Raw genomic sequence first — 25,820 nt, forward strand, 5'->3', positions numbered from 1 at the left:
GTACGTACATAGGCGATCCGCAACGTACCGGTCAGTAACATGAACATAGTTCAAAAACGTCCCTTTGGCCAGCGCTACGCTTTCGTGGTCGTGGGGGTCATATTTCTGTCGCTACTGATCGCTGCGGGGATGCGTTCGACGCTTAGCGTTCTGATGCTGCCGCTGGAGGACGCCTTCGGCTGGCGTCGCGATACTATTTCGGTGGCCGCCGCGGTCGGCATCTTCCTTTATGGCCTGGCCGGTCCCTTCGCCGCAGCACTGATGGAGCGGGTCGGCCTTCGCCGCACTGTGCTGGCTTCGCTGGCCCTCATGTCCATTTCGACCGCCTCAAGCCTGCTGATGACCCAGTCCTGGCAACTGGTGCTCACCTGGGGCGTCTTTTCCGGCATCGGCTCGGGCGCGGTGGCCAGCGTGCTTGGCGCCACGATCGTCAACCGCTGGTTCAAGACCAATCGCGGCCTGATGATGGGGCTGATGTCGGCCTCCAGCGCCACCGGCATGCTGATATTCCTGCCCTTCCTGGCGGCTTTGGCCCAGTCCGGCGGCTGGCAGCCAGTCGTCATCGCGGTTTCGGTCGCCACCGCAGCACTCCTGCCGCTGGTCTATCTCCTGGTGCCCGAGCGCCCGGCCTCCATCGGCATCACGCGCTATGGCGCCGAACCGGGCGAGGTCGAGCAGCCCTCGCTTGCGGCCAGCGGGAACTTCCTGACCATCACCTTCGGCACGCTGGCACAGGCCGCGAAGACCCGCGTGTTCTGGTATCTCTTCGCCACCTTCTTCATCTGCGGCTTCACCACCAACGGCCTCGTCGGCACCCATCTCATCGCCTTCTGCGGCGATATGGGAATCCCGGAAGTGCGCGCCGCCAGCCTTCTGGCGCTGATGGGCATATTCGACCTCATCGGCACCACGCTTTCGGGCTGGCTGACCGACCGCTTCGATCCGCGAAAGCTGCTCGGCGTCTACTACGGCATACGCGGCCTGTCGCTGGTCTATCTGCCCTATTCCGGCTTTTCAGGCGTCAGCCTGACCATCTTCGCCGTGCTCTACGGGCTGGACTGGATCGCCACCGTGCCACCGACGCTCAGGCTTTCAAACGAAGCCTTCGGCGACCGCTCGGGACCGCTGGTGTTCGGCTGGGTCGTCGCCGGCCATCAGGTGGGCGCGGCCACAGCAGCCTTCTTCGGCGGCGCGCTGCGCGAAATGCAGGGCGACTATGTTCTCGCCTTCCAGATCGCCGGCATGACCGCGATTGCGGCCGCCGCGCTCTCGCTGCTCATCGAACCGAGCGAGACGCTGCGCCGCCGCGCCGCACAGCCGGCTTGAGGTCAACCCGCTTTTCCCGTGCATGCTGGCCCGCGCCCTGCGGCGTCAGCACCGGCACGAAGACGCGGCGCGAGGCACGCTGCGCCACCGGCAGGCCCTGGTAGAGGCGCTTTTGCGCCTCCACCACGATGACGCCGGAGAAGATCGGCCAAAAACGCCGGCCGGTGCGCTCCAACAGGTTGTGCACCCGCATCACCGTCCGCGTATGCGACGGCGGGAACAAAAGCGCCTCCGACCACGCCGCCGGCGTGAAGTTGGCATCGCGCAGCAATTCATTGATCTGGCCGCGCGAAAACGGCCGCCCGGTGCCGAAGGGCGTGTGCTCGAAGCGGGCCCAGACGCCGCGACGGTTGGGCACCACGATGACGACGCGGCCCGCAGGCGACAGCACCCGCCAGATTTCCTTCAGCGTCTCGCGCGGATTTTCGGCATGTTCCAGCGAATGCACCAGCAGCATCCGGTCGATCGAGGCGTCGGGCAGCGGCAGTTCCTCATCGAACACCAGCGCCGTGGCCGAGGGCCGCGCCGGCGGCCAGCACAAGGCTCCTTGCGTCGCCGGCATGAAGGCAAAAACGCGTTCGGTGTCGGCACCGAAGCGGTTGAGCCAGGGCAGCGCATAGCCCAGCCCTACCAGCCGCTCGCTGGGTATGTTCGCCCAGATCGAGGCCAGCGCCATGCCTATCGCCTCCTCGACCGCGTGGCCTAGCGGCGTGCCGTAGAAGGAATGCAGGTCGACGATGTCCGAATTCATGTCCGCGACGGTAGCGACCTTGTCACCCAAGTACAATAAAGCTGTTGGGCGGAGGTCAATGCTCCTCTCGTTGCGTCCCACGTGGTGGCGTGCTCTACGCAGACGGCGGCAATCATCGTCTCAGTAACTGGCATGGTCGATCTATTCGTCACATATCTGGAAATGACGAGCCCACCGTCGGGACTGGCCCTGTCGCCGGCAAGCACTGGAACGACGATCCAGCGAGAAGTGCTCGATCCTTCACAGTACCTGGCACTCTACAGGGCCGTCGGCGAACCGTTGCAGTGGGATCAGCGACTGCGAATGCCGGCGGATGATCTCCGCGATTTCCTCTCCCGTTCCTCAACACTCGTCTACGTTCTGCATGTCGAAGGTCAGGCCGTAGGCTTTTGCGAATTCGACGGCGTCGGCGGGGCCGAGGTGGAACTTGTCCATTTTGGGCTGGTTCCTGCCTTTCAGGGTCGAAAGCTCGGTCCCTGTTTGCTGGACCGGGCGCTGCGGGAAATCTGGTCATATGCACCGCAGCGCATCTGGCTGCATACCGATACCAACGATCACCCCAAGGCGAAATCGACATACCAACGCGCCGGCTTCCGGATTTATGCGGGGCGCATGGAGACGTTTCCGGACTAGGGCCTGCGGTTCGATGGGGAATACTGCCCGCCGGGGATGACGGCGGGCACCTGCCGCCCTATCGTCCCCCGCGACAAGGAGACCACCGATGACGATCGAGATCGAACAGTTCATGTGCCGCAGCGACAATTTCGGCGTGCTCCTGCACGACAACGAAAGCGGCGAGGTCATACTGATCGACGCGCCGGAAGAGGCGCCGATCCTGGCGGCCGTCCAGCGCACCGGCTGGGCGCCGACGATGATCCTCAACACCCATCACCATGGCGACCACGTCGAGGCCAACCAGGCGCTTAAGAAGCGCTTCGACCTCAAGATCGTCGGCCCCAAGGCGGAGGCCCCGAAGATACCCGGCCTCGACGAGGCGGTGGAGGAAGGCGCGGCCATCCCCTTCGGCAATCACCTCGTCTATGTGATCGAGACGCCGGGCCACACGGCCGGGCACATTTCCTACTACATTCCCACCCAGAACCTCGCCTTCACCGGCGACACGCTGTTTGCGTTGGGCTGCGGCCGGCTGTTCGAGCGCCCGGCGGCGGTCATGCTCGAATCGCTGAAGAAGCTTGCCGCCCTGCCGCCCGAAACCGCCGTCTATTGCGGCCACGAATACACGCAAGGCAATGCCCGCTTCGCGCTGACCGTGGATCCGACCAATTCGGCGCTGAAGGAGCGAGCAACCAAGATCGACCGGCTGCGTGCCGACGGCAAGCCGACGCTGCCCACCACGATCGGAGAGGAGATGGCCACCAACCCCTTCCTGCGCTGGCACGACCCCGCGATCCGTCGCAACCTGGGCATGGAGAATGCACCCGACGAGGCGGTGTTCGCCGAAATCCGCAAGCGCAAGGATTTGTTCTGATGACGGGCGAGATGGACGCGGCATCGATCATCAAAAAGCTCAGGATGCAGCGGCATCCCGAGGGCGGCTGGTATGTGCAGACCTTCCGGGATGCGACCGCCCACAACCCGCGTGGCCATTCGACGGCGATCTATTTCCTGCTCGAGGCCGGGGACGTGTCGGCCTGGCACCGCGTGAAGGACGCCGCCGAGGTCTGGCACTATTATGCCGGCGCGCCGATCGAGATCGCCATGCATGAGGAAGGCCGCAGCGTGAGCCGCCACCGGCTGGGACCTGACCTTTTTGCCGGCGAGCGGCCGCAGCACATCGTCCCGGCGGGTTTTTGGCAGACGGCGAAAAGTCTCGGCGACTGGACGCTGGTGGGCTGTACCGTGGCGCCGGGGTTCGAGTTCTCGCAATTCGAGATGGCGGAAGAAGGCTGGGAGCCGGGCGCCGAGAGCTGAGCCCCTTAAGGCGCCATCAAAAACCCTAGCGCGATCAGCGCCTGGGCGGCGTAGTAGAGCGCCCATACCGCGTGACGCATCCAGAACCGCTGCGTCGAGCGGGCGCCAAGCAGAAACTTTTCCGTTGCTAGCAAGGCATCGGAGGCGATGAACAGCATCGCGCCTAGGATGATCCTCCAGTCGGGCAGCGTGAGCGCGGCCAGCCCCATGGCCAGGATCGCAGCGACATAGACGGCAATCGGCAGCCTGAGCGTGACTTCGACGCGCGGCCACAGCACCGCCAGCATCACAATGGCGAAGATCGCAATGATGATGCCGAAGAGGAGCCGGGGCGAGGTCAGGAGCATTCCCAGCCCGCCGCCGGAATGCGCGAACAGCGCGACATAGAGCAGATGCGCCACAAGGAAGCTGGCAAGCCCGCCGAGGAACGCTTTTTCGCCCTGGCCGCGCGACAGAAAGGCATCGCCAAGCGCGCTGAGCGCCAGCGCCCCGGCCAGCAGCAGCGGCCCGCGATGCAGCAGCACCAGCCCTGCCAGCAGCGCGACCGGAATGGTCTTCACCACCGAGCGCCGGAGCGACACCGGCGTGTCGAGCAGGAAGAAATATACGCAGGCCGAAGCCACCGAAAACAGCAGCATGCCGTTGGCCGTCGCTTCGAGACCACCGGCAAAGGGCATCATGCTTCCGCTCCCGCCGGCTGGCTCTTGCCGAAAAGCATGGATTTGGCGGCCAACACCGCGCCGCCGGTGATCAGAATGCAGGCGGTGATGATGGTGGGCGTCGGCTCTGCAAAGCCGGCCATGATCAGCACCAGGGTGGAAAGCAGCGGGGCGGCATAGCTCGCCGCGCCCAGCACCTGGATGTTGCCGCGCTTGACGCCATGGTCCCAGGTATAGAAGGCGGCGCCCACCGGCATCAGCCCAAGGCCGAGCACCGCGAGCCACTGGCCGGCATTGGCCGGCAGAACGGTTTCTTCCAGCATCAGGTGGCACAGGAGCGACAGGACGGCGGTGGCGGCGCAGAACCAGGTCACGATCGTTGTCGGCACCGCCGGGAAGCGGCGCGACAGCAGCGAATAGCCCGCCCACAGGAAGGCGCAGACGAAGGCCATGGCATAGCCGAAGGTGTAGCGGCTGTCGAACGAGAGACCGCCGCCCTTGGTGACGATCAGGAACGTGCCGGACAGCCCCAGAAGCGCACCGGCAACATGGTTCCAGCGGAGCCGCTCGCCCGGCATCAATGCCGAGCCGAGCACGATGAGCAGCGGCCACAGATAGGCGATCAGGCTCGCCTCAACCGCCGGCGCGTTGCGCAGCGCGGTGAAGTAGAAGAAATGGTAGCCGAACAGGCCGGCAATGCCGATCACCCAGACCTGCGGCGGGATTTTGGGCTGCATGGCGGGCTGCTTCATGAACAGCCGCGCAACCAGCCCCACGCATGTGCCGATGGTGAAGGTGATGGCCGAGAGCAGGAAGGGCGGCACCTGGCCGGACGCGTCGGTCAGCAGCGCCAGAAGCGCCCACATGGCGACGGCTGAAAAGCCGATAAGAGTGGCACGACCCATAGTCCCCCCGATCGGGGCTTCTCGACGGCCCCAGAGCATTTTGCAGCCAGGCAGCGCTTGGCGGCTGATAATCAGATAGAGCGGCATAAGGCATCCGGATGACCGCTCTAGTCCAGCGCTTCGAACTTCCTCGCCTGGATTGTGATCGTTCCGATCTGAGTGCCAACCGTGGCGTAGATAGGCGCGTATACCCCGGTTGAACCGACAGGCGCAAACGAGATGGCGATCTGGGCGCGGTTTTTCAGATACTCGATCGACTTGTGGTTCTTCTTGTAGCCCCCCACCGGCACGAATCGCGCGCTGCAGACGATCGCATCGCCCGAATATCCCGGGATCGAAATCGGCCCAGTCGATACGTAGCTCAGCACCAGATTGGCGCGCATCTCGCCGTCGAACATCTTGACCGTGCGGCCGCAGACATTCTCCGGCTTGTCGGCGCGGATCAGCGTTGCCGAAAGCGGGTCGGTCACCGCCCGCAGATCGCCGTCACTCACCGGCACCCAGTCGTCTCCATGCTTGTCGAGCGGCGGAATGTTGACCACCTTGCCGACGCTGGCGCCCGAAAAGCCGATCTCGGTTTTCTTCTTCTTTTTGCCGGAGGTGTAGTTGGTCACGAAACCTTCCGGCCTCGGATCGTTCCCCGCGAAGCTTCCCGTGGTTTTGACCGTGCCCTTGGTGTCGTCGAATATCTGCGCAATGCCCGCGCTCGACATGCTGCCGCTGACGGAGAACTTGTCGCCGTCGAAGGAGCTCTCGAACTTGGACCGCGCAATCGTGAGACCAAGGTAGGAGACGACATATTCGCTGCGGAACGAGGCGGCGGAAGCCGCTTCTGCATACAGCGACACGAAAATGACGGCAGCTGCCGTCGAAACCGTCGGAAAAATATTCGCCATGGGGGGCGCCCTCATGCCTGACGCATCCGGAACCGGACGCGCGAAAAGTCCCTTCAAAGGCCATCAAACGCATAAATCCGGCAGATATATGGGCCAGAGTCAGCACCTCGCCAGTCCCCGGGCGCACGCGAGCCGGCGGGGTTTGCAGCACCCTTATTGCGCTGCACCATCAGACTATGGGATAGCTTACTCCCCTTGCGATGTACGATGGCCGAAGGCCAGTGCCATCCGGGACCTTCCGAAATCTGGAGACTTTTGCATGAACAACCCCATTTCCGCCGCGACCGCCGGCAGGGCCTTCGTGCCCCTTCGCCTGGCCGACAGGCCGCTTGCTTTGCGCGCCGCCGTCGTGGCTCTGGGCACACTGTTTCTGTCCGCCTCGTCCTGGGTCGAGGTGCCGATGATTCCCGTGCCGATGACCATGCAGACCTTTGCGGTTACGCTGATCGGCGCGCTCTATGGCTGGCGCCTTGGTGCAATCACCGTGCTGGCCTGGCTTGGCGAGGCGGTTGTCGGCATGCCGGTTCTCGCAGGCGGCGCCGGCGGCATCGCTCACTTCGCAGGCCCGACGGCTGGCTATCTCTTCGCCTTCCCGCTCGCCGCTGCCCTGGTTGGCTGGCTGGCCGAGCGTGGCTGGACCGGCAGCGGCAAGCTTCTGCGCAGCTTTACCGCCATGCTTCTCGGCAATGCCTTCATCCTGGTCATGGGCGGCGCCTGGCTGGCTGCGCTGATCGGCGTCAGCGATGCCATCACCTATGGCGTGACGCCCTTCGTCCTTGGCGCTATCGTCAAGTCGGCACTGGCAACCGCGAGCGTCGAAGCGACCCGCCGCGCCGGCAAGTCCAAGGCGTAACAAATGACCGTCCGTATCCGCGCCCATCACCTGCTCTGTATGCTGACCTATGTCGGCAAGGGCTACACGGGCGCATTTACGGCGAACTACGACAAGATCGTCGAACGGCTCGGCGCCGGAGAAGACATGCTTCTCGTCGCCGGCCCGGACGACATCTGCACACCGCTTCTGGCCGACAAGGACGAGCACTGCTTCGGCCAGAGCGTGATCGAGCGGGACGAAAGTGCGGAGAAAGCCGTGGAAGAATTGCTTGGCCGGCCGATCGCTCCGGGCGAACGCCTTGTGCTCGACGCAGGCAAACTGGCCGAACTGCGCGCCGCCTTCCGCACCGGGGAAATCCGCCCGGCCTGCACCGGCTGCGAATGGCATGATCTCTGCACAGCGATAGCTGAGGGCAACTTCCCGAATACGCGTCTCGTGATCGAGCGCAAGCTGCCCTGCCCTTGACGGGTGGTTTGATTCCCACTATGGAACGCCAACTTTTCCATGCGGCCGCTTGACCAGACTGCGCGCCATGCACTTTGATGGTGCGCCGCAGTCGCATTGGCCCGTTTAGAACGAAGGTAGTGAAAATGTCTCGCGCTTGTGAATTGACCGGCAAGGCCGTTATGACCGGCAACAATGTTAGCCACGCCAACAACAAGACTCGGCGTCGCTTCCTGCCGAATCTCGTCAACGTGACGCTGATCTCCGAAGCGCTGAACCAGAACGTGCGCCTGCGCATTTCGGCCAACGCCCTGCGTTCGGTCGAGCATCGCGGTGGCCTCGACGCCTTCCTGGCCAAGGCGGACGCTGCCGAGCTGTCGCAGCGCGCCCGCCTGCTGAAGAAGCAGGTCGCCAAGAAGCTGGCCGAACAGACGGCCTGATTTCTTTCCGGCGGGGGACAACCGCCTGACAGCGAGCGCGACGGGTCGTTTTGACCGAAGTCGCGCTCCACTGGTTCCATCACCCAGGCTAAAAAAATGAATTCTTCTACACGTTATTTGCCCTTTGTGGTCGCCATGGCGCTCGTCGTCGTGGCATCGAACATCCTTGTGCAGTTTCCCGTGCAAGGACAGGTCGGCTCCCTGCAGCTTGCCGACATCCTGACCTGGGGCGCCTTCAGCTATCCCGCCGCTTTTCTCGTGACCGATCTCGCCAACCGGCGCTATGGCCCGCATATGGCGCGCCGCGTGGTGTTCATCGGCTTCATGACCGCCGTGATCTGCTCGATCATCGTGCCGCCGCTGCTGTTCCGCTTTGGCCTGATCGAGATCGGCACGCCCATCGATCGGCTGGCGCGCATCGCCACTGCCTCGGGTGCAGCGTTCCTGTTCGGCCAGTTGCTCGACGTCACCGTGTTCAACTGGCTGCGCAAGCAGAGCTGGTGGCGTGCGCCGGTGTTCGGCTCGCTGGTCGGCTCGGTCATCGATACGGTCATCTTCTTCTCCATCGCCTTCGCACCGGCCTTTGCCTTCATGGGCCCCAACGAGCCCTTCGCGCTGGAGAACGCGCCGCTGTTCGGCGTCCTGCAGACGGAAGCCGCGCGCTGGCAGTCCTGGGCGCTGGGCGACCTGTCGATGAAGCTGCTGATCGCGATCTTCGCGCTGATTCCCTATCGGCTCATCGCCGCGCGCTGGAGCCAGCCGGCGGTGACCGCTTAGACATGCTGCCCTGGGTCCAGCTTGATTCTGCATCTGCGCCGGGCGGTGGCGAGCTTCGCCTGAAGAAGCGCGGCACGGAATTTTCAATCATGCTCGGGACCAACGAGCTGATGAACAGTCGTCTCAGCGGCTCGGAGGAGGCGCTTGCGAAGCTGTCCTGCGAGCGGATCGGCGCGCGCCGATCGCCGCATATGCTGATCGGCGGGCTGGGCATGGGCTTTACGCTCCGCGCAGCCCTTTCCGAACTTGGCGCCGACGCCCGTGTAACCGTCGCGGAATTGGTGTCTTCGGTCGTCGCCTGGGCGCGAGGGCCCATGGCGGAAGTGTTCGGCAACTGCCTCGACGATCCGCGCGTGACTGTCCGCGAAGGGGATGTCGGCGCGCTGATCAACTCCGCCAAGTCGCTCTACGATGCCATCCTGCTGGACGTAGACAATGGCCCTGAAGGCCTGACCCGTCCGGCCAACGATTCTCTCTACAGCCACGCTGGACTGAACTGCGCCCGCACCGCATTGCGCCCCGGCGGCGTGCTGGCCGTATGGTCTTCCGGGCCGGATCGTGCCTTCACCAACCGGCTGCGGCAGGCAGGTTTTGCCACTGAGGAAGTGAAGGCTCGCGCAGGCGGCAAGCGCGGCGCGCGGCACATAATCTGGCTCGCTACCAAGCCGGGCGAATCAGGCGACAAGCAACGGGCCTGATTCGCGCCCTCTGTTTCAGCGATCTATCCGCGTCGACAGGATGATCGACGACAGCGTGCGCTCGACGCCCTCGAGCGCGCCGATGCGATCGATCAGCGCATCGAGATCGCGCACCGAGGGCGCTTCCACGATGATGATCATGTCGAAATTCCCGCTCACCGAATGCAGCGTGCGCACCTCCGGAATGCGCCGCAGCACCGCCTCGACGGAGGCCGCCAGCTTGGGTAGTGCTGTGACCAAAATGTGCGCCCGGACGAGGTTTTTCTCGTAGTCGGGCGACAGCTTCACGCTGTATCCGTCAATCACTCCGCTCTTTTCCAGCCGCTCCAGCCGGCTTTGCACCGTGGTGCGCGACACGCCAAGCCTGCGCGCCAGCTCGGCGGTGGAGGCACGCGCATTCTCGCGCAGCAGGGCAATCAGGGCACGGTCGGCATCGGTCGTCATTATGCGCAATCCTATCGGCGAACTGCTTAGGTTGTATCGATGTTTTGTACGAAGCGATACTGTCATCCGACGTGACACGCCCCTACAAACAAGGTCAGATTTTTACTTTTCGAGGGGCATTGCCATGAAAGAGATCGTCATCGTCGGCGCCGGAAAAATCGGTGCAACCATTGCAGACATGCTGGCCGACACGGGCGACTATAGCGTCACCGTGGTGGACCGCTCGCAGGCGCAGCTCGACGCGCTGGAAGTCGGCGGCAAGGTCGCCACGCGCCAGCTCGACATCGGACAGGACGGCGCGCTGGAAGGCGTGCTTGCCGGCAAGTTCGCCGTGCTGAGCGCAGCTCCCTTCCACCTCACCACGAAGATCGCCGAGGCAGCCGCCAAGACCGGCGTGCATTACCTCGACCTCACCGAGGACGTCGCCAGCACCCGTCGCGTCAAGGAACTGGCGGCCAGCGCCACCAGCACCTTCATCCCGCAGTGCGGCCTGGCGCCGGGCTTCATCTCCATCGTCGCCAGCGATCTGGCCAAGAACTTCGACACGCTGGACAGCCTGCGCATGCGCGTCGGCGCCCTGCCGCAGTACCCGTCGAACGCTCTGAACTATAACCTCACCTGGAGCACGGACGGCGTCATCAACGAATATATCGAGCCGTGCGAAGCCATCGTGAACGGCGAGCTGACGGAAGTGCCGGCGCTGGAAGAGCGCGAGGAATTCTCGCTCGACGGCGTGACCTACGAGGCCTTCAACACCTCGGGCGGTCTCGGCACGCTCTGCGAGACGCTGAAAGGCAAGGTGCGTACGCTCAACTACCGCACCATCCGCTATCCGGGCCACGTGGCGCTGATGAAGGCGCTCCTGAACGATCTCGGCCTGCGCCATCGCCGCGAAGTGCTCAAGGACATTTTTGAAAACGCCCTGCCGGCGACGCTGCAGGACGTGGTGGTGATCTTCGTCACCGTCTCGGGCCGCAAGAACGGCCGCCTCCTGCAGGAAACCTACGCCAACAAGATCTACGCCCGCCGCGTCGGCGATATGGTGCGCAGCGCCATCCAGATCACCACGGCTTCCGGCATCTGCGCCGTGCTCGACATGCTGGCCAACGGCGATCTGCCGCAGAAGGGCTTTGTCCGCCAGGAAGACATCGCGCTCGACGTCTTCCTCGCCAACCGCTTCGGCCGCAACTACGCCCAGGCCGTCAGCTCCACGCTGGCTGCGTAAGTCCCTTCGGGAGCCTGGCTCCTGACTGAAGACCATATCAGAAGGCCCGGATGCCCCAAGGCATCCGGGCCTTCGCGTTCATTTGGCCGGAAGGCGGGCGTCGATCCAGTCAATGATGTCCTGCATGACCTGTTCCTTGCCGACATCGTTGAGCAGGTCGTGGTGATGGCCCTCATAGAGCTTCAGCGTCTTGTCGGACGATCCGGCCGTGTCGAAGAAGAGCTTGCTGCCACGCGGCTTGGTGGCCTTGTCGGCCGTGCCGTGCAGGATGAGCAGCGGCACGGTGATACGCGGAAATTCCTTCTTCAGCCTCTCGTCGGCGCGCACCATTTCGGCGACCGTCTTGGTCGGCTGCGATTCGTGGGCGATGAGCGGGTCGGCGTTCATCGTCTTGACCACCGCCGGATCGCGCGAAAAATCCTCGTTCTTCAAGGCCAGCACATGCGCGTGCGGGGCGACATGGCTCAGCCCTTTCAGCACGGCTAGCGCAAAGTCGGGCGCCGGTACCTGATGGGCAAAACTCTCGCAGATGAGCCCGGCCAGCTCGGACTGGTTCTCGACGGCATAGATGCAGGAGACGACCCCGCCAGCACTGTGGCCAAGCAGGAAGGCCGGCAATCCCCTTTCGCGCGACTTGGCGATATGGACCATGCTGGAAACGTCGCTGACATAGTCGGCGAAGCTGTCGATATAGTAGCGCTCGCCATCCGAGTGCCCCCTCCCCCTCAGGTCGAGCGCATAGACGGCGAGCCCCTGCGCGACGAGCTGGCGGGCCACCCATTGATAGTAGCCGCTGTGGGCGTTGAAGCCGTGGACGATCACCACCACGCCGCGAGGCTTGCCTTCAGGGCGCCAGGATCGGAAGAAGATGCCGAGGCCACCAACGCCTATGAACTTGTCGTCGGTCTCGGCGATATCGATTGCATCAGACATGGCAATTCCTCTTGTTCCCAGGTCCAAAGGGCCTGGAATTTCAGCTGCCAATTGAAGAAATCGGTTCCAAAGAACACAACTTATGCCGGAATCGGGCGTCGGCAACCGGCAGGCGATGCGGCAAAAAGGGGATAGGCTAATCTGAGGGTTGCGCCAGGCGGCGGACTATTCGCCCTGGAGCCGGAATTCGAGATAGAGGCTGCGCTGCAGGATCGACTGGTTGTCGTCGGACATCAGCGACACGATCAGCGCGCCGTCGCCGCGCCGCCACACATCCAGCGCTTCCATATTGTCGATCTGGTAGCGCATGCCCGCCTGCATCAGCACCGGCCCGTCGGCGACCTTGCCCTTGCCGATACTGTCGGCAGGCAGGCGGCGCAGCCGCATCCTGAGCCCCTTCATGAGGGTGAAGCTGCGCTCCAGCAGAAGCAGGTCGCCATTGGGCAGGAAGGCGCCGTCGGTGACGTCGAAGCCATCGCTGCGCACCACCGTGAACACGCCCTTTTGCGGCCCGGAGAGCACGGCGGCAAAGACATTGCCCTGTTTGTCCAGGCTGCGTTCGGTGACGGCCACCAGCGCCCCCTCTAGCGCACCGCCTTCCGGCGCATAGGCGAGCGTCTCGAAGCTGCGGTTGAGCCGCAATTCGTGCTTCGGCACCAGGAAATCGAGCTGCCTGAACGGCGCCCGCATGTCGTCCGGATCGATATGGAAGTCGGCGATGCGGTGGTCGCGCTCGAAGCCGACCGTGGCGATCTTGCCCTTCACGGCCAAGCTTTCGGCATCGACGCGCCATTTTTCGTCGATCGGCTCGCCGGCCTCATCGACCATCTGCACCATGCGGAAATCGGCCATGCCGGTCGGCCGCTGCTCGGCGTCGCGCGTTACCTTGCCGAAGAACCAGAAGCCGGTATCGGCCACGCCGATGAAATCCTCGCCCGGCGTCAGGAAGCGCATGGCCGAGAATCCGCCGAAATGGGGCGACGACGCCTTCAGCTCGAACCCGCCGATGAATTCCAGCGGGCCGAACTGCGTGCGGTCACGGCCGATCTCGAAGCGGATGATCTGCCGCGTCGAGACATCCATGCGCTCGACGGGCGCTGGGGCGGCATAAACCGGCGCGACACTTGCCACGCCCACCGCCGCCGCCAGCAAAAGCCCAAGCAGACGGGCTGGGAGCAACCTCATCCAGCGGCGCGGAGGCGGCCGCCACCGCGGCGCGTGTCGCGTGCAGTCTCCTCGGCGAACAGCGAGGCGAGCTGCTCGGTCATGGCGCCGGCCAGTTCCTCGGCGTCGACGATGGTGACCGCGCGGCGATAGTAGCGGGTCACGTCATGGCCGATGCCGATGGCCAGAAGCTCAACCGGCGAGCGCGTCTCGATCAGCTCGATGACCGCGCGCAGGTGGCGCTCCAGATAGTTGCCCGGATTGACCGACAGCGTCGAATCGTCGACCGGCGCGCCGTCCGAGATCATCATCAGGATCTTGCGCTGTTCGGGCCGGGCGATCAGGCGCTGATGCGCCCAGAGCAAGGCCTCGCCGTCGATGTTCTCCTTCAGCAGACCCTCGCGCATCATCAGGCCGAGATTGCGCCGCGCGCGCCGCCAGGGCGTGTCGGCGCTCTTGTAGATGATGTGGCGCAGATCGTTCAGGCGGCCGGGGTTGGCAGGCTTGCCGTCCTTCAGCCACTTCTCGCGCGCCTGCCCGCCCTTCCAGGCGCGGGTGGTGAAGCCGAGAATCTCGACCGAAACGCCGCAGCGCTCCAGCGTACGGGCCAAAATGTCGGCGCAGGTTGCCGCGACCGTGATCGGACGGCCGCGCATCGAGCCCGAATTGTCGAGCACCAGGGTTACGACCGTGTCGCGGAACTTGGTGTCGCGCTCCTGCTTGAAGGAGAGCGGCTGCATTGGGTCGATGACCACGCGCATCAGGCGGGCGGTGTCGAGATAGCCTTCTTCGAGGTCAAAATCCCAGGAGCGGTTCTGCTGCGCCATCAGGCGACGCTGCAGGCGGTTGGCGAGACGGCCGACCACACCCTGCAGATTGGCCAGCTGCTTGTCGAGGAAGGCGCGGAGCCGGTCGAGCTCCTCTTCCTCGCAAAGGTCTTCGGCCCCCACCGTCTCGTCGAAAGCGGTGGTGTAGACCTTGTAGTCGATCTCGCGCGGCAAATTGGCGAAGGGATCGTCCTTGCGGCGCGCCTCGCCTGGCGTTTCGGCGTCGGCGTCCTCCTCGTCCGACATCTCGTCGGACGTGGCATCGGATGCCTCCATCTCACCGGCCTGGTCTTCCTCGGCAGAGGCTTCGGACTCTTCGGGCTGCGACTGGTCGGCGCCGGAATCGTCCTCGCCGCTATCCTCGTTCTGCTCGCTGCCCTCGGGCTGGTCCTCGCTGTCCTCCTCGCTTTCCTCGGACTGTTCGTCGTCGCCCAGTTCCTCGGCCATGTTCATCGAGGCGAGCATGTCGCGAACGACGCGTGCGAAAGCCTGCTGGTCGCCGAGCTTGGAAGCGAGGTCGTCGAAGTCGGTGCCGGCCTTTTCCTCGATCCAGTCGCGCCAGAGCGAAACCAGCTTCTCGCCGCTCTTGGGCACCGGGCGGCCGGTGAGCTTCTCGCGCACCATCAGCGCCACTGCTTCCTCGAGCGGCGCGTCGGCCTGCTCGCGCACGTCGGCGAGATTGGCCTTGATGTATTTGTCCTCGAGCATCTGGGAGATGTTGTCTCCCACGCCCGTCAGCGCCCGGCTGCCGATTGCCTCGACACGGGCCTGCTCCACGGCGTCGAACACCGCGCGTGCCTGCTTGCCCTCCGGCGCCAGCTTGGCGTGGATGCGGTTGTCGTGGCAGGCGCGCCTCAGCGCCATGGAGTCGCCGAGACCACGGGTGATCGCGATGTCTGCCTTGGATGCCTTCTTGGGCAGTTCGGGCAGACGGGCACGACTGCCGGCCAGAGCCGGCCTGTCCTTGGCAAAGGCGACCTCGAACTGGTTGTCGCCGGAAATGGCGCGCATGCAGACGGTGATCGAACGCTTGAAGGCGTCCGTATCGCCGCCCGCCTTGGGCCTGCCGCGTGTGTTGTCGCCCGCCCCTGCCACGTGTCTTATCCCAGAACCACGTTGACCGAGGATTCGGGCAGGTCCTCACCGAAGGCGCGCTGATAGAACTCAGCCACGATCGGGCGTTCGAGCTCGTCGCACTTGTTGAGGAAGGTCAGCCGGAAGGCCATGCCGACATTGTCGAAGATCTCGGCGTTTTCCGACCAGGTGATGACCGTACGCGGGCTCATCACGGTCGACAGGTCGCCATTGATGAAGGCCGAGCGAGTCATGTCGGCCACGCGCACCATCTTGTTGACGATCTCGCGGCCCTTGTCGTTGCGATAGTGCTTCGACTTGGCCAGCACGATCGCCACTTCATTGTCGTGCGGCAGGTAGTTCAGCGTGGTGACGATCGACCAGCGGTCCATCTGCGCCTGGTTGATCTGCTGCGTGCCGTGATAGAGGCCGGTGGTGTCGCCCAGGCCCACCGTGTTGGCGGTGGCGAACAGGCGGAAGGCCGGATGCGGGCGGATGACGCGGCTCTGGTCGAGCAAGGTCAGGCGGCCCGACGATTCCAGCACGCGCTGGATCACGAACATCACGTCCGGGCGGCCGGCGTCGTATTCGTCGAACGCCAGCGCGACGTTGTGCTGGTAGGCCCAGGGCAGGATGCCGTCCTTGAACTCGGTGATCTGGAGGCCATCCTTGACCACGATCGCATCCTTGCCGACGAGGTCAATACGGCTGACATGGCTGTCGAGGTTGACGCGTACGCAAGGCCAGTTGAGGCGCGCAGCGACCTGTTCGATGTGCGTCGACTTGCCGGTGCCGTGATAGCCAGAAACCATCACGCGGCGGTTGTAGGCAAAGCCCGCAAGGATGGCCATGGTGGTCGCCTGATCGAACAAATAGTCCGGGTCGATGTCCGGTACGTGCTCGGTGGCCACCGAATAGGCAGGCACAACCATCTTCGACTCGAAGCCGAACTTTTCTTTCACCGACACGGTCGTATCGGGCAGGTTTGCAATGTCGCGGTCGACCTTGTTCATCACATCTCCACAGGCGGAGGCATATCCTCCACCGTCAATCTAGCCTTGTCCGGGAGTGGTCTTAGAGCCTTTTCCTTTCGGGCGGAAGCCGTGGCGGAATGCTCATTCAAACCTGTCGCTCAACACAAGCCGGCTTGCTTGAGCACGCGATATGCTTGCAGCACATCGCGGAATCGATCCTCCGAACCCCTGTCTCCACCATTCGCGTCCGGATGATGGCGTTTTACGAGTTCCTTATAGCGCGCCTTGATGTCTGCGCCAGTCGCCTTTGTGGTAAGGCCAAGCGTTTCCAGCGCCTTGGCCTCAAGGGGCTTGGCCTTGCGCTCGCGCGGGGCACCGTGGTTGGTGCCGAACATGTTGAACGGGTCGCGGATGTTCCGGTAGTAGCCGGCGCGCCCCGAACGTTGTTGCGCCATCTCCGGCGACGAACGCACATTGGCATTGCTGGCATTGGTGCCCATGGCCCAGGTCGGGCGATGGCCGGTCAGCGCTTCCTTCTGGAAGCGCGCGATATCGCTGTCGGCGAGGCCCGAGAAATAGTTGAAGCCCTTGTTGTATTCACGCACATGCTCGAAGCAGAAGCGGAAATATTCGCCCTCCCGCAGTCGGCCCACGGGCGCGCGATGAGTGCCGGCCTCGTGGCAGCCGTCCCACTGGCAGACCGGCGCACTCGCCTTGGACTCGGCCTCAGGGTCCGGGCGCACGCGGATCTTCTCGAAATATTTCGGATAGGGTTTCATTTCAGCCCATTTAGGGGATATTGGCCCCACGAAACAAGAATTGACATTTCGAACATCGCCCCTCTAACCCGATGAATCGGGAAAGAGTGATCGATCGACCAACAGATCCGCGGCTTTTTCGGATGAACACCCCATATGTGGGCAAAGGAGACGACGATGTCCATAAAAGCCTCGATGGAAACCAAGCTTACGGCGGCCTATGCGCCGGAGCAGTTGGAAGTCATCAACGAAAGCCACCTGCACGCCGGGCATCATCACGAAGATTCTGGCCATCACGTGATGTATGACGGCACCGGCGAGACACATTTTCGCGTGCGCATCGTCTCCAACATCTTCGAGGGCATGAGCCGCATCGACCGCCACCGCTCGATCAACGCGCTGCTGGCCGACGAACTGAAGGCGGGCGTCCACGCCCTCGCCATCGAACCCGCCGCTCCCGGCGAGAAGACCCGGCGATAAGTCATCTCCCCTTTACCGCTCGGCCTTGTCCTGCGCTTCGAGCGCCGGCCGGATCCGGATGCGGGTGATGCGGTTCCTCTCGCGCTTCATGACGATGAAGCGCTTGCCGTGGAAGGTAAATGCCTGTCGCTCCTCGGGGATCGACTGGGTCTCGTGGATGACGAGGCCCGCAATCGTGGTCGCTTCCTCGTCGGGCAGGTTCCAGTCGAGCGCGCGGTTGAGGTCGCGGATCGGCACCGAGCCGTCGACGACGATGGAGCCGTCCGACTCCTGGCGCACGCCCTGCACGTCGACATCGTGCTCGTCGGCGATCTCGCCGACGATCTCCTCGATGATGTCCTCCAGCGTCACCAGCCCTTCCAGCTCGCCATATTCGTCGACGACGAGGGCAAAATGCGCCTTGCGGCGCAGGAAGGCGTTGAGCTGGTCCTGAAGCGAAGTGGTGTCGGGCACGAACCACGGCTTTGAGGCGATCTTCATCACGTCGACCTTGGTGAAGTCGTTGCCGACTTCCTCAAGTGCCCTCAGCAGGTCCTTGGCGTGCAGCACGCCGACGATGTTGTCGCTGGCGCCGCGCCACAGCGGCATGCGCGTGTGCGGGCTCTGCAGGATCTCATGCACCACCGCCTCGGGCGGATTGTCGATATTGACCGAGCGCATGTTGGTTCGGTGGACCATCACGTCGGAGACTTCGAGCTCATGCAGGTCGAGCAGCCCGCCCATGCGGTCGCGGTCCTGCTTGACCATGCCGCCCTCGCGATGCAGCACGGCCACCGTTCCGCGCAGCTCCTCATGCGGCGACAGCAGAGGCTCGTCGCTCGACAGGCTGACGCCACAGAGCCACAGCAGCATGCGCACGATCCAGTTGGCGGCAGCCGAGAGGGGCCCGAACACAATGATCGCAAACCGCGCGAAGGGCGCGACCCTCAACGCGAACTGCTCGGGGCGTGCCAGCGCCCAACTTTTCGGCAGGATTTCGGAGAAAATGACCAGCACCACGGTCATGACGATGGTGGCGTAGGCCACGCCCTTGGCGCCGAACAGTTCCAGAAGCAGGCTCGTCGCCAGCGCCGAAGCCAGGATGTTGGCGAAGTTGTTGCCGATGAGCAGCGCGCCAACCAGCCGGTCCTTGCGCTCAATCAGCCACTGCACGAGGCCCGCACGCGTGTTGCCGGCCTGCTCAAGCGAGTGCAGGCGCGCGCGCGAGGCGCCCGTCATGCTGGTCTCGGTCCCGGAAAAGAGAAAGGACAGGACCAGAAGCACCAGAATGATCCCGATCGTGATCCAGATCTCCATGGTCATCCGGGATGGTTCTCCTTCAGGAAGGCCAGCACTTCGGAGGCCGGCACGTCCTTGGCAATGAAAGACTGGCCGATGCCGCGCGTGAGGATGAAGGTCAGCGCGCCGCGCGAGACCTTCTTGTCCTGCGCAATATACGCCAGAAGCCGTTCGGCGTCCGGCAATTCGCCGGGAATGTCGGCCATGCGCCAGGGCAGGCCCACGGCCTTGAGATGCGCCTCGACGCGGGCCGCATCGTCGGGCGAGCAAAGATTCATGCGCGACGAGAAGCGATGCGCCAACGCCATGCCGATGGCGACGCCCTCGCCATGCACCAGGCGGGTGCCGTCATAATTCGTCGCGGCTTCGAGCGCGTGGCCGAAGGTGTGGCCGAGATTGAGGAGTGCGCGGTCGCCCGTCTCGAACTCGTCACGCGCCACGACAGCGGCCTTGGCGCGGCAGGATTCGGCAATGGCCTCGGTGCGCGCCGGTCCGCCCGAAAAAACTTCCTGCCAGTTCTTCTCCAGCCAGGCGAAGAAATCCGGCCGGTCGATCAGACCGTACTTGGCAACCTCGGCATAACCGGCCCGGAACTCGCGAACGGGCAGCGTGTCGAGCACATCGGTATCGGCCAGCACCAGCCTCGGCTGATGGAATACGCCGACGAGATTCTTGCCGTGCGACGTGTTGATGCCGGTCTTGCCGCCGACGGACGAATCCACCTGCGCCAGGAGCGAGGTCGGGATCTGGACGAAATTCATGCCGCGCCGCACGATGCCCGAGGCAAAGCCGGTGAGATCGCCGATGACGCCGCCGCCCAGCGCAATCACCGCATCGCGGCGCTCCAGTCGGGCCGCCAACACGCCGTCGACCACTTCCTGCAGATGCGCAAAGCTCTTTGTCTTCTCGCCGGCCGGCAACAAGATTGCCGTTGAGCCGATGCCGGCCTTGTCGAGCGAAGCCGTCAGCGCGTCGAGATGGGCGCGCGCGACATTCTCGTCGGTGACGATCGCTGCCCGAATGCCCGGCAGGCGCGCGGCGATTTCTTCGCCCGCGCGGCCGACGAGGCCCGAGCCGATCAGGATGTCGTAGGCCCGGTCACCAAGACCCACCTCGACCTTGACCGCACCACTACTCGTCATACCGCATTCTCCCGGGCATCTTCGCCCTGTCCGTCCAAATATTCATCGAGCGCGGCCACCACCTCGTCGGCGATGACTTCCTTGCGCTCTTCCCGGGTCAGCACGGTCACGTCAGCCGTCGCATAGACCGGATAGCGTTCTGCCATCAGCCGCTCCATCACGCTGCGCGGATCGGCGTTCTGCAGCAGCGGCCGGGTCGGCTTCCTGCCGACGCGCTCCATCAGCGTGTCGATATCCGCCTTGAGCCACACCGAAATCCCATGCGCGGCCACGGCTTCGCGCGTTTGCGCATTCATGAAGGCCCCGCCGCCGGTCGACAGCACCTGTGGGCCGCCTTCCAGTACGCGCTGAATGACGCGCTGCTCGAGCGCGCGGAACTCCGGCTCGCCATAGCGCTGGAACAGGTCGGGGATGGTCATGCGCGAGACGGTTTCGATCTCGTGATCGCTGTCGATGAAGGGCAGATCGAGCATCGTCGCCACCCGGCGGCCGATCACGGTCTTGCCTGCGCCCATGAGACCGACGAACACAATGGAGCGGTTACCGAGCCGCTTCAGCAGCTCCGCCATATCGTCGGTCGGGTCGTGAGGCGTCTCGCTCGTCATGCCAGCGTTTCGACATGAAAACGCATGTCGCGTCAAGGGTTAGGCGCAGAAGCTTTCGGCCACGCGGCCGTGGTTCTACGCCCTTGGACCACCTTCGCCTGTTCGCCCTTGAAATGACATCCTGACTGACACATAACCAGACCTTGAACCAGCGACGGGACGGAGCGCAATGCCGACCTTATTCCGGTTTCTTGTAACGCTCGGCATTTTGGCAGGCCTGGCCTATGGCGCGATGTTCGCGCTCGTCACTTTCGTCCAGCCCAAGCGCGGCGAAATCACCATCCGCATCCCTGCCGACAAGGTCAATCCGAAGAAATAAATGAAGAGCAGCGCGCGCATCGAGGCGTTCCTTGAAATGATGAGCGCCGAACGGGGCGCGGCCGACAACACGCTGGCCTCCTATCGTCGCGACCTGGAGGATGCGGCCGAACACATAGGCGATCTGGCGGGCGCGGATTCCGCCGCCATCCGCGCCTATCTCGGTGACATCGCTGCGCGCGGCTTTGCCGCCACCTCGCAGGCGCGCCGGCTCTCGGCCCTGCGCCAGTTCTACAAGTTTCTCTATTCGGAAGGCCTGCGGTCGGACGATCCCACCGGCGTCCTGGACAGCCCGAAGAAGGACCGCCCCCTGCCCAAGACCATGAGCGAGGCCGAAACCGGCTGCCTGCTCGACCGCGCGGCTGCGGAAGCGGCCGACCCTGCGCTAGGCGACGCCCAGCGCATAGCGGCGCGGCGCATGCATGCGCTGGTCGAGGTGCTCTATGCGACGGGCCTGCGCGTTTCCGAACTTGTCGGCTTGCCGCTGACGGTGGCGCTGCGCGACGAGCGCTTCTTCATCGTTCGAGGCAAGGGCAACAAGGAGCGCATGGTGCCCCTGTCGGGCAAGGCGCGCGAGGCGATGCGCGCCTGGCTCACCGAGCGCAACAAGATGCCGGCGCTGGCCGAAAGTCCGTTCCTCTTTCCTGCCGCGTCCGAGAGCGGCTACCTGCCGCGCCAGGTCTTCGCCCGCGAGCTGAAGGGGCTCGCTGCTCGGGCCGGCATTTCCTCGGCTAAGATATCGCCGCACGTGCTGCGCCATGCCTTTGCGAGCCATCTTTTGCAGAACGGCGCAGACCTGCGCGCCGTGCAGCAGCTGCTCGGCCATTCGGACATTTCCACCACGCAAATCTACACTCATGTGCTCGAAGAGCGGCTCGTGCGGCTGGTCAATGACCATCATCCGCTTGCCGATGGCGGGCGCTAAGGTTATGTGAAGGCAAGTTTCGCGATGCCGACCCTGCTCTTTCGAGGCGTCGGCCGTCTTTTTCTTCAGGCGTATCGGTCAAAGTTCACGCATGTACAACTACCTCGATTTCGAAAAACCTGTCGCGGATCTCGAAGGCAAGATCCTTGAGCTCAAGAAGCTCGCCGAGAATGGCGAGGCCGTGGACGTGGGCGACGAGATCGCGCGCCTGGAAAAGCGCTCCCGCGATGCGCTGCGCGACGCCTACAAGGCGCTGACGCCGTGGCAGAAGGTGCAGGTGGCGCGCCATCCCGACCGCCCCCACTGCCTCGACTACGTCACCGCACTGTTCACCGATTTCACGCCGCTGGCCGGCGACCGCGCCTTCGGCGAGGACAAGGCCATCGTCAGCGGCTTCGCCCGCTTCCAGGGCCAGCCCATCGCGGTGCTCGGCCAGGAAAAGGGTTCCGACACCAAGAGCCGGCTGGAGCACAATTTCGGCTCGCCGCGCCCCGAGGGCTACCGCAAGGCCGTGCGCATCATGGAACTGGCCGACCGGTTCTCGATCCCGCTGGTAACGCTGGTCGACACCGCGGGCGCCTATCCGGGCGTCGGCGCCGAAGAGCGCGGCCAGGCCGAAGCGATTGCCCGCTCCATCTCCACGGGCCTGGCGCTCAAGGTGCCGTCGATCTCTGTGGTGATCGGCGAAGGCGGCTCGGGCGGCGCGATCGCGATCGCCACCGCCAACCGCGTCTTCATGCTCGAGCATGCGATCTATTCGGTGATCTCGCCGGAGGGCGCGGCCTCGATCCTGTGGCGCGACACCACGCGCTCGAAGGATGCGGCGACCAACATGAAGATCACCGCGCAGGACCTTCTTGCGCTGAAGATCATCGACGGCATCGTTCCCGAGCCGCTGGGCGGCGCGCACCGCGCACCCGAAGCGGTCATCAGGTCCACCGGCGACCTCATCGCCAAGACCCTGGCCGATTTCGCCGCCAAGCCGGTCGATTTCCGCGAGCAGCGTCGCGAAAAATACCTGGCCATGGGCCGCAGCCTCTGACACATCGTCGCAAAGCCATGCCGCGCACCTAAAGGTCCGCGGCATGGCGCAAGGCGGCGCAAATGCGGCCAGTTGACGGCCTTCGTCACAAAATCGCCGCCAGATTTTCGTCAAACACAACCCAGACGCTAGAATCGTTAACCCTTGCAGTAATCAATTCGCAAGGTTAACGGTTTACCGTCCGCGCCGACCTAGGCCGGCAGGGGGATTGCAGTTCCCGCCGGAATCGACGGAAACGAAGACGATATTTTGATGCCGAGAATTGCCAGTATAGCCCGTTCCGGTTTGCTGATTGCGGCCCTCGCTGTGGCGGGCTGCAACGAGTCGCAGTCTACCTTCGAGGGTTTGACCCCTACGGGCGATGTCCATATTCCGCCGAAGATCCTGGCCGAGATGAGGGCCAAGGACATGCCGCGCACTTCGCCGCTGATGGCGCGCATCTTCAAGGAAGAAGGCAAGCTGGAGATATGGAAGCAGAAGTCCAACGGCCGCTACGACATCATCGCCAGCTACGACATCTGCAAATGGTCGGGCAAGCTCGGCCCGAAATACATCGAAGGCGACCGCCAGGCGCCCGAGGGCTTCTACACAGTACGCCCGGGGCAGATGAAGCCGAACTCGCAGTATTATCTGGCCTTCAACATCGGCTATCCCAACGCCTATGACCGGGCTAACGGCCGCACCGGCTCCAACCTGATGGTGCACGGCGCCTGCTCGTCGTCGGGCTGCTACTCGATGACCGACGCGCAGATCGAGCAGATCTACGCCTTCGGCCGCGACGCCTTCTCCGGTGGCCAGACCGAGTTCCAGGTGCAGGCCTTCCCCTTCCGCATGACGGCCGCCAACATGGCGCGCTACCGCAACGACCCGAACTACGAGTTCTGGAAGATGCTGAAGGAAGGCTACGACCAGTTCGAGATCACCAAGGTGCCGCCGAAGGTCGATGTCTGCGAGAAGCACTATGTCTTCAACCAGGTTCCCGAGAATGGCGCCGCCTTCTCGCCGACCGGCGCCTGCCCGCCATCGGCGTTGCCCGATTCGCTGAAGACGGCCTATCAGAGCTACCAGGCTACCTACGACAAGTCCTTCGCGTCCGCCATTAACAGCTCGACCCCCGAGCCCAAGCCGACGATCGGCGGCATCAAGGAAGCCAATATCGTCTCCGACTGGACCAAGCAGCGTGCACGCGGCGAGCGCGTGCCGATCGACCCGCCGTCGCTCCAGGCGGACGGCAGCGTCAAGGTGACGAACCACATGGGCCGTATCGACTCCCCAGCCGGCCGGCGCATGGCCGCGCTCGAGGCCGCGGAGGCCGAGAAGAAGAAGCTCGCCGAGGAAAAGAAGCGCGCAGCAGAGGAAAAGGCTGCCGCGGTCGCCCTCGCCAAGGCCGAGAAGAACGCAGCCGCCGCGCTGGCCAAGGCCGGCCCCGCGCCGGCTGCAGCACCTGATGCCAACCAGATTGCCGTTGGGCAGGCCGATCCGGCGCCGGCGGAAAAGCCGGGCCTGCTCGGCGGCGTTCGCAGGCGCATGGCCAGCCTGTTCGGCAGCTGAGGCAGGAAGCTTTGACAGGCGAACCAGACGTCTACGACCTCAAGGGGCTGAACTGCCCCCTGCCCGTCTTGAAGGCGCGCAAGCGCCTCGCCGGCATGGCGCCCGGCAACCTGCTGTGGCTTGAGACCACCGACCCGCTGGCGGTGATCGACATTCCCGCCTTCTGCACGGAAAGCGGCCACCGGCTGGTGGAAACGCAGTCCCAGCCCGGAGGCCACCGCTTTCTGGTCGAGCGCGGGGCCTGAGCCTTCCAATTCTGGACTGAACGTCTGAGCGGGCCCTGCCCTCTACCGAGGCATGCCCGCAATCGCGAGGGGATTGTCTTCCACCGCCGCGCGGTCAGGCGTGTCGATCGCCGGCTGGTTGGTGATGGCCGCAAACAGCCGCCGCACATAGTCTTCCGGCATATCCATCGTGATCAGGACAAGCCGCGTGCCGCGCCGTCCATCCGGCCAGAAAGGCAGGCGTGCGGGCGGATGCAGGATCTTCTGCACGCCGTGAACCACCAGCGGCCGGCTCGGATCCTCGGCCAGCTCGATGACGCCCTTCATGCGCAAGAGCCGCTCGCCATGTGTCGACCGCAGCAGGTCGAGGAACATTTCGATGGCGCCGAATGGCACCGGCCCGTCATGCACCAGGCTGAAGGAGCGAACGCGCGCATCATGATGATGGTGATGCGCGTGATCATGGTCGTGATCATGATGGTCGTGGCTGTGATGGTGGTGATGGTGGTCGGCATGCGCCGCCTCCTCGCCCAGCCAGCGGCGGACATCGGCCGTCTTCGTCTCGGGATTATAGAGCCCGCATTCGAACAGGGCGGCAGCACCCGTCTCGTTCACGTCCAGGACCGGCGCCGAAGGATTGACGCGGGCAAGCCGCGCCTTGAGTTCCGCAAGTTCGGAAGGATCGCCCAACAGGTCGGCCTTGGTGATCACCAGCCGGTCGGCCACCGCCGCCTGCTTGACCGCCTCGACATGGGCGTCGAGCGTGGCCGCACCATTGACGGCATCCACCAGCGTGACCACGCCGTCGAGCCGGAACGCCTGTACCAGCGCCGGATGCCCCATGATCGACTGCAGCACCGGTGCGGGGTCGGCAAGGCCGGTGGTTTCGATGACGACGCGCTTGAGCTTTGCGATGCGGCCGGTCTGCAGCCGGTCGATCAGGTCGGCCAGCGTGTCGACCAGCTCGCCGCGCACCGTGCAGCACAGGCAGCCGTCCGAAAGCTCGATGATGCCGTCCGACGCCTGCTCGACCAGCAGGTGGTCGATGGCCACGTCGCCGAATTCGTTGATGATGACGGCCGTGTCGGCAAGTGCCGGGTCTTTCAGCAGCCGGTTGAGCAGCGTGGTCTTGCCGGCGCCGAGAAAGCCGGTCAGCACCGAGACGGGTATCGGATAAAGGTCATGCATGGCTG

Annotated in this window: 30 protein-coding genes; 16 read left to right on the forward strand and 14 right to left on the reverse strand. The window is 64.2% G+C overall.

Annotated features, from left to right (window positions below):
- Positions 1–39 precede the first annotated feature (39 nt).
- Positions 40–1,326: an MFS transporter gene (locus tag M2281_RS23350; protein ID WP_280823600.1), complete on the forward strand. Its 1,287-nt coding sequence runs from the start codon at positions 40–42 to the stop codon at positions 1,324–1,326.
- On the opposite strand, the gene M2281_RS23355 is transcribed toward M2281_RS23350, so the two are convergent.
- Complete coding sequence (locus tag M2281_RS23355) at positions 1,277–2,077, reverse strand: class I SAM-dependent methyltransferase (RefSeq protein ID WP_280823601.1); 801 nt, start codon at positions 2,075–2,077, stop codon at positions 1,277–1,279. The two genes, M2281_RS23350 and M2281_RS23355, sit on opposite strands and share 50 nt — an antisense overlap.
- 132 nt (positions 2,078–2,209) lie before the next feature.
- On the opposite strand from M2281_RS23355, the gene M2281_RS23360 reads away from it, so the two are divergent.
- From M2281_RS23360 to M2281_RS23370, 3 genes are all read left to right on the forward strand, one after another.
- A complete protein-coding gene (locus M2281_RS23360) occupies positions 2,210–2,710 on the forward strand; it encodes a GNAT family N-acetyltransferase (protein WP_280823602.1) in 501 nt (166 codons plus the stop codon).
- 88 nt (positions 2,711–2,798) lie between these two features.
- Positions 2,799–3,566 (forward strand): hydroxyacylglutathione hydrolase, encoded by a 768-nt coding sequence (gloB, locus tag M2281_RS23365; RefSeq protein ID WP_280823603.1) that lies wholly within the window; start codon positions 2,799–2,801, stop codon positions 3,564–3,566.
- A complete protein-coding gene (locus M2281_RS23370; RefSeq protein ID WP_280823802.1) occupies positions 3,563–4,009 on the forward strand; it encodes a cupin domain-containing protein in 447 nt (148 codons plus the stop codon). Before gloB ends, M2281_RS23370 begins: the two co-directional genes overlap by 4 nt.
- Before the next feature lie 5 nt (positions 4,010–4,014).
- On the opposite strand, the gene M2281_RS23375 is transcribed toward M2281_RS23370, so the two are convergent.
- From M2281_RS23375 to M2281_RS23385, 3 genes are all read right to left on the reverse strand, one after another.
- Positions 4,015–4,689, reverse strand: a complete 675-nt coding sequence (locus M2281_RS23375; RefSeq protein ID WP_280823604.1) for a lysoplasmalogenase — start codon at positions 4,687–4,689, stop codon at positions 4,015–4,017.
- The gene (yddG, locus tag M2281_RS23380; protein ID WP_280823605.1) at positions 4,686–5,573 is read right to left on the reverse strand and encodes an aromatic amino acid exporter YddG; all 888 of its coding nucleotides are present in this window, start codon (positions 5,571–5,573) and stop codon (positions 4,686–4,688) included. The genes M2281_RS23375 and yddG overlap by 4 nt, the downstream gene beginning before the upstream one ends.
- A gap of 107 nt (positions 5,574–5,680) precedes the next feature.
- Positions 5,681–6,469: a DUF3108 domain-containing protein gene (locus tag M2281_RS23385; RefSeq protein WP_280823606.1), complete on the reverse strand. Its 789-nt coding sequence runs from the start codon at positions 6,467–6,469 to the stop codon at positions 5,681–5,683.
- A 259-nt stretch (positions 6,470–6,728) separates the two neighbouring features.
- Here M2281_RS23385 and M2281_RS23390 point away from each other — a divergent pair, with 259 nt between their 5' ends.
- From M2281_RS23390 to M2281_RS23410, 5 genes are all read left to right on the forward strand, one after another.
- On the forward strand, positions 6,729–7,322 hold the full coding sequence (locus tag M2281_RS23390; protein WP_280823607.1) for a biotin transporter BioY: 594 nt from the start codon (positions 6,729–6,731) through the stop codon (positions 7,320–7,322).
- A gap of 3 nt (positions 7,323–7,325) precedes the next feature.
- Entirely contained in the window at positions 7,326–7,769 is a 444-nt protein-coding gene (locus M2281_RS23395; RefSeq protein WP_280823608.1) for a DUF1284 domain-containing protein, read from the forward strand.
- 125 nt (positions 7,770–7,894) lie between these two features.
- The gene (gene rpmB, locus M2281_RS23400; RefSeq protein WP_280823609.1) at positions 7,895–8,188 is read left to right on the forward strand and encodes a 50S ribosomal protein L28; all 294 of its coding nucleotides are present in this window, start codon (positions 7,895–7,897) and stop codon (positions 8,186–8,188) included.
- A gap of 96 nt (positions 8,189–8,284) precedes the next feature.
- Complete coding sequence (locus M2281_RS23405; RefSeq protein ID WP_280823610.1) at positions 8,285–8,965, forward strand: queuosine precursor transporter; 681 nt, start codon at positions 8,285–8,287, stop codon at positions 8,963–8,965.
- 2 nt (positions 8,966–8,967) lie between these two features.
- The gene (locus M2281_RS23410; protein ID WP_280823611.1) at positions 8,968–9,663 is read left to right on the forward strand and encodes a spermidine synthase; all 696 of its coding nucleotides are present in this window, start codon (positions 8,968–8,970) and stop codon (positions 9,661–9,663) included.
- A 15-nt stretch (positions 9,664–9,678) separates the two neighbouring features.
- Here M2281_RS23410 and M2281_RS23415 read toward each other — a convergent pair whose 3' ends face one another.
- On the reverse strand, positions 9,679–10,107 hold the full coding sequence (locus M2281_RS23415) for an Lrp/AsnC family transcriptional regulator (protein ID WP_280823612.1): 429 nt from the start codon (positions 10,105–10,107) through the stop codon (positions 9,679–9,681).
- Between the two features lie 124 nt (positions 10,108–10,231).
- Between M2281_RS23415 and M2281_RS23420 the strand changes: the two genes are divergently transcribed.
- Positions 10,232–11,332 carry a saccharopine dehydrogenase family protein gene (locus tag M2281_RS23420; RefSeq protein ID WP_280823613.1) on the forward strand — a complete coding sequence of 367 codons (1,101 nt, stop codon included), beginning with the start codon at positions 10,232–10,234 and terminating at the stop codon, positions 11,330–11,332.
- A gap of 78 nt (positions 11,333–11,410) precedes the next feature.
- On the opposite strand, the gene M2281_RS23425 is transcribed toward M2281_RS23420, so the two are convergent.
- The 5 genes from M2281_RS23425 to M2281_RS23445 all read right to left on the reverse strand — a co-directional run bounded on the left by M2281_RS23425 (position 11,411) and on the right by M2281_RS23445 (position 17,083).
- On the reverse strand, positions 11,411–12,265 hold the full coding sequence (locus M2281_RS23425; RefSeq protein WP_280823614.1) for an alpha/beta hydrolase: 855 nt from the start codon (positions 12,263–12,265) through the stop codon (positions 11,411–11,413).
- Positions 12,266–12,430: 165 nt separating this feature from the next.
- Complete coding sequence (locus tag M2281_RS23430; protein WP_280823615.1) at positions 12,431–13,450, reverse strand: esterase-like activity of phytase family protein; 1,020 nt, start codon at positions 13,448–13,450, stop codon at positions 12,431–12,433.
- Positions 13,447–15,351: a cobaltochelatase subunit CobT gene (gene cobT, locus M2281_RS23435; RefSeq protein ID WP_280823616.1), complete on the reverse strand. Its 1,905-nt coding sequence runs from the start codon at positions 15,349–15,351 to the stop codon at positions 13,447–13,449. The genes M2281_RS23430 and cobT overlap by 4 nt, the downstream gene beginning before the upstream one ends.
- A 5-nt stretch (positions 15,352–15,356) precedes the next feature.
- Entirely contained in the window at positions 15,357–16,343 is a 987-nt protein-coding gene (cobS, locus tag M2281_RS23440; protein ID WP_280823617.1) for a cobaltochelatase subunit CobS, read from the reverse strand.
- A gap of 119 nt (positions 16,344–16,462) precedes the next feature.
- Entirely contained in the window at positions 16,463–17,083 is a 621-nt protein-coding gene (locus M2281_RS23445) for a J domain-containing protein (RefSeq protein WP_280823618.1), read from the reverse strand.
- A gap of 156 nt (positions 17,084–17,239) precedes the next feature.
- Between M2281_RS23445 and M2281_RS23450 the strand changes: the two genes are divergently transcribed.
- Positions 17,240–17,542, forward strand: a complete 303-nt coding sequence (locus M2281_RS23450) for a BolA family protein (protein ID WP_280823619.1) — start codon at positions 17,240–17,242, stop codon at positions 17,540–17,542.
- A 12-nt stretch (positions 17,543–17,554) separates the two neighbouring features.
- Here M2281_RS23450 and M2281_RS23455 read toward each other — a convergent pair whose 3' ends face one another.
- From M2281_RS23455 to M2281_RS23465, 3 genes are read right to left on the reverse strand one after another with little or no spacing between them, the layout of a single operon-like run.
- A complete protein-coding gene (locus tag M2281_RS23455; RefSeq protein ID WP_280823620.1) occupies positions 17,555–18,844 on the reverse strand; it encodes an HlyC/CorC family transporter in 1,290 nt (429 codons plus the stop codon).
- Complete coding sequence (gene aroB / locus M2281_RS23460; protein WP_280823621.1) at positions 18,841–19,962, reverse strand: 3-dehydroquinate synthase; 1,122 nt, start codon at positions 19,960–19,962, stop codon at positions 18,841–18,843. The genes M2281_RS23455 and aroB overlap by 4 nt, the downstream gene beginning before the upstream one ends.
- On the reverse strand, positions 19,959–20,567 hold the full coding sequence (locus M2281_RS23465) for a shikimate kinase (protein ID WP_280823622.1): 609 nt from the start codon (positions 20,565–20,567) through the stop codon (positions 19,959–19,961). The genes aroB and M2281_RS23465 overlap by 4 nt, the downstream gene beginning before the upstream one ends.
- Positions 20,568–20,736: 169 nt before the next feature.
- On the opposite strand from M2281_RS23465, the gene M2281_RS23470 reads away from it, so the two are divergent.
- The 5 genes from M2281_RS23470 (at position 20,737) to M2281_RS23490 (ending at position 24,648) form a co-directional block, all read left to right on the forward strand.
- The gene (locus tag M2281_RS23470) at positions 20,737–20,886 is read left to right on the forward strand and encodes a histidine kinase (protein ID WP_106725288.1); all 150 of its coding nucleotides are present in this window, start codon (positions 20,737–20,739) and stop codon (positions 20,884–20,886) included.
- Positions 20,887–21,810 (forward strand): site-specific tyrosine recombinase XerD, encoded by a 924-nt coding sequence (locus M2281_RS23475; protein WP_280823623.1) that lies wholly within the window; start codon positions 20,887–20,889, stop codon positions 21,808–21,810.
- Positions 21,811–21,901: 91 nt separating this feature from the next.
- A complete protein-coding gene (locus tag M2281_RS23480) occupies positions 21,902–22,852 on the forward strand; it encodes an acetyl-CoA carboxylase carboxyltransferase subunit alpha (RefSeq protein WP_280823624.1) in 951 nt (316 codons plus the stop codon).
- 252 nt (positions 22,853–23,104) lie between these two features.
- The gene (locus M2281_RS23485; protein WP_280823625.1) at positions 23,105–24,403 is read left to right on the forward strand and encodes a murein L,D-transpeptidase family protein; all 1,299 of its coding nucleotides are present in this window, start codon (positions 23,105–23,107) and stop codon (positions 24,401–24,403) included.
- 11 nt (positions 24,404–24,414) lie between these two features.
- Positions 24,415–24,648: a sulfurtransferase TusA family protein gene (locus tag M2281_RS23490; protein ID WP_280823626.1), complete on the forward strand. Its 234-nt coding sequence runs from the start codon at positions 24,415–24,417 to the stop codon at positions 24,646–24,648.
- 42 nt (positions 24,649–24,690) lie between these two features.
- Here the strand turns inward: M2281_RS23490 and M2281_RS23495 are convergent, their stop codons facing one another.
- Positions 24,691–25,815: a CobW family GTP-binding protein gene (locus M2281_RS23495; RefSeq protein ID WP_280823627.1), complete on the reverse strand. Its 1,125-nt coding sequence runs from the start codon at positions 25,813–25,815 to the stop codon at positions 24,691–24,693.
- Positions 25,816–25,820 lie beyond the last annotated feature (5 nt).

Source organism: Pseudaminobacter soli (ex Li et al. 2025) (assembly GCF_029892515.1).
Taxonomy (GTDB): Bacteria; Pseudomonadota; Alphaproteobacteria; order Rhizobiales; family Rhizobiaceae; genus Pseudaminobacter; species Pseudaminobacter soli_A.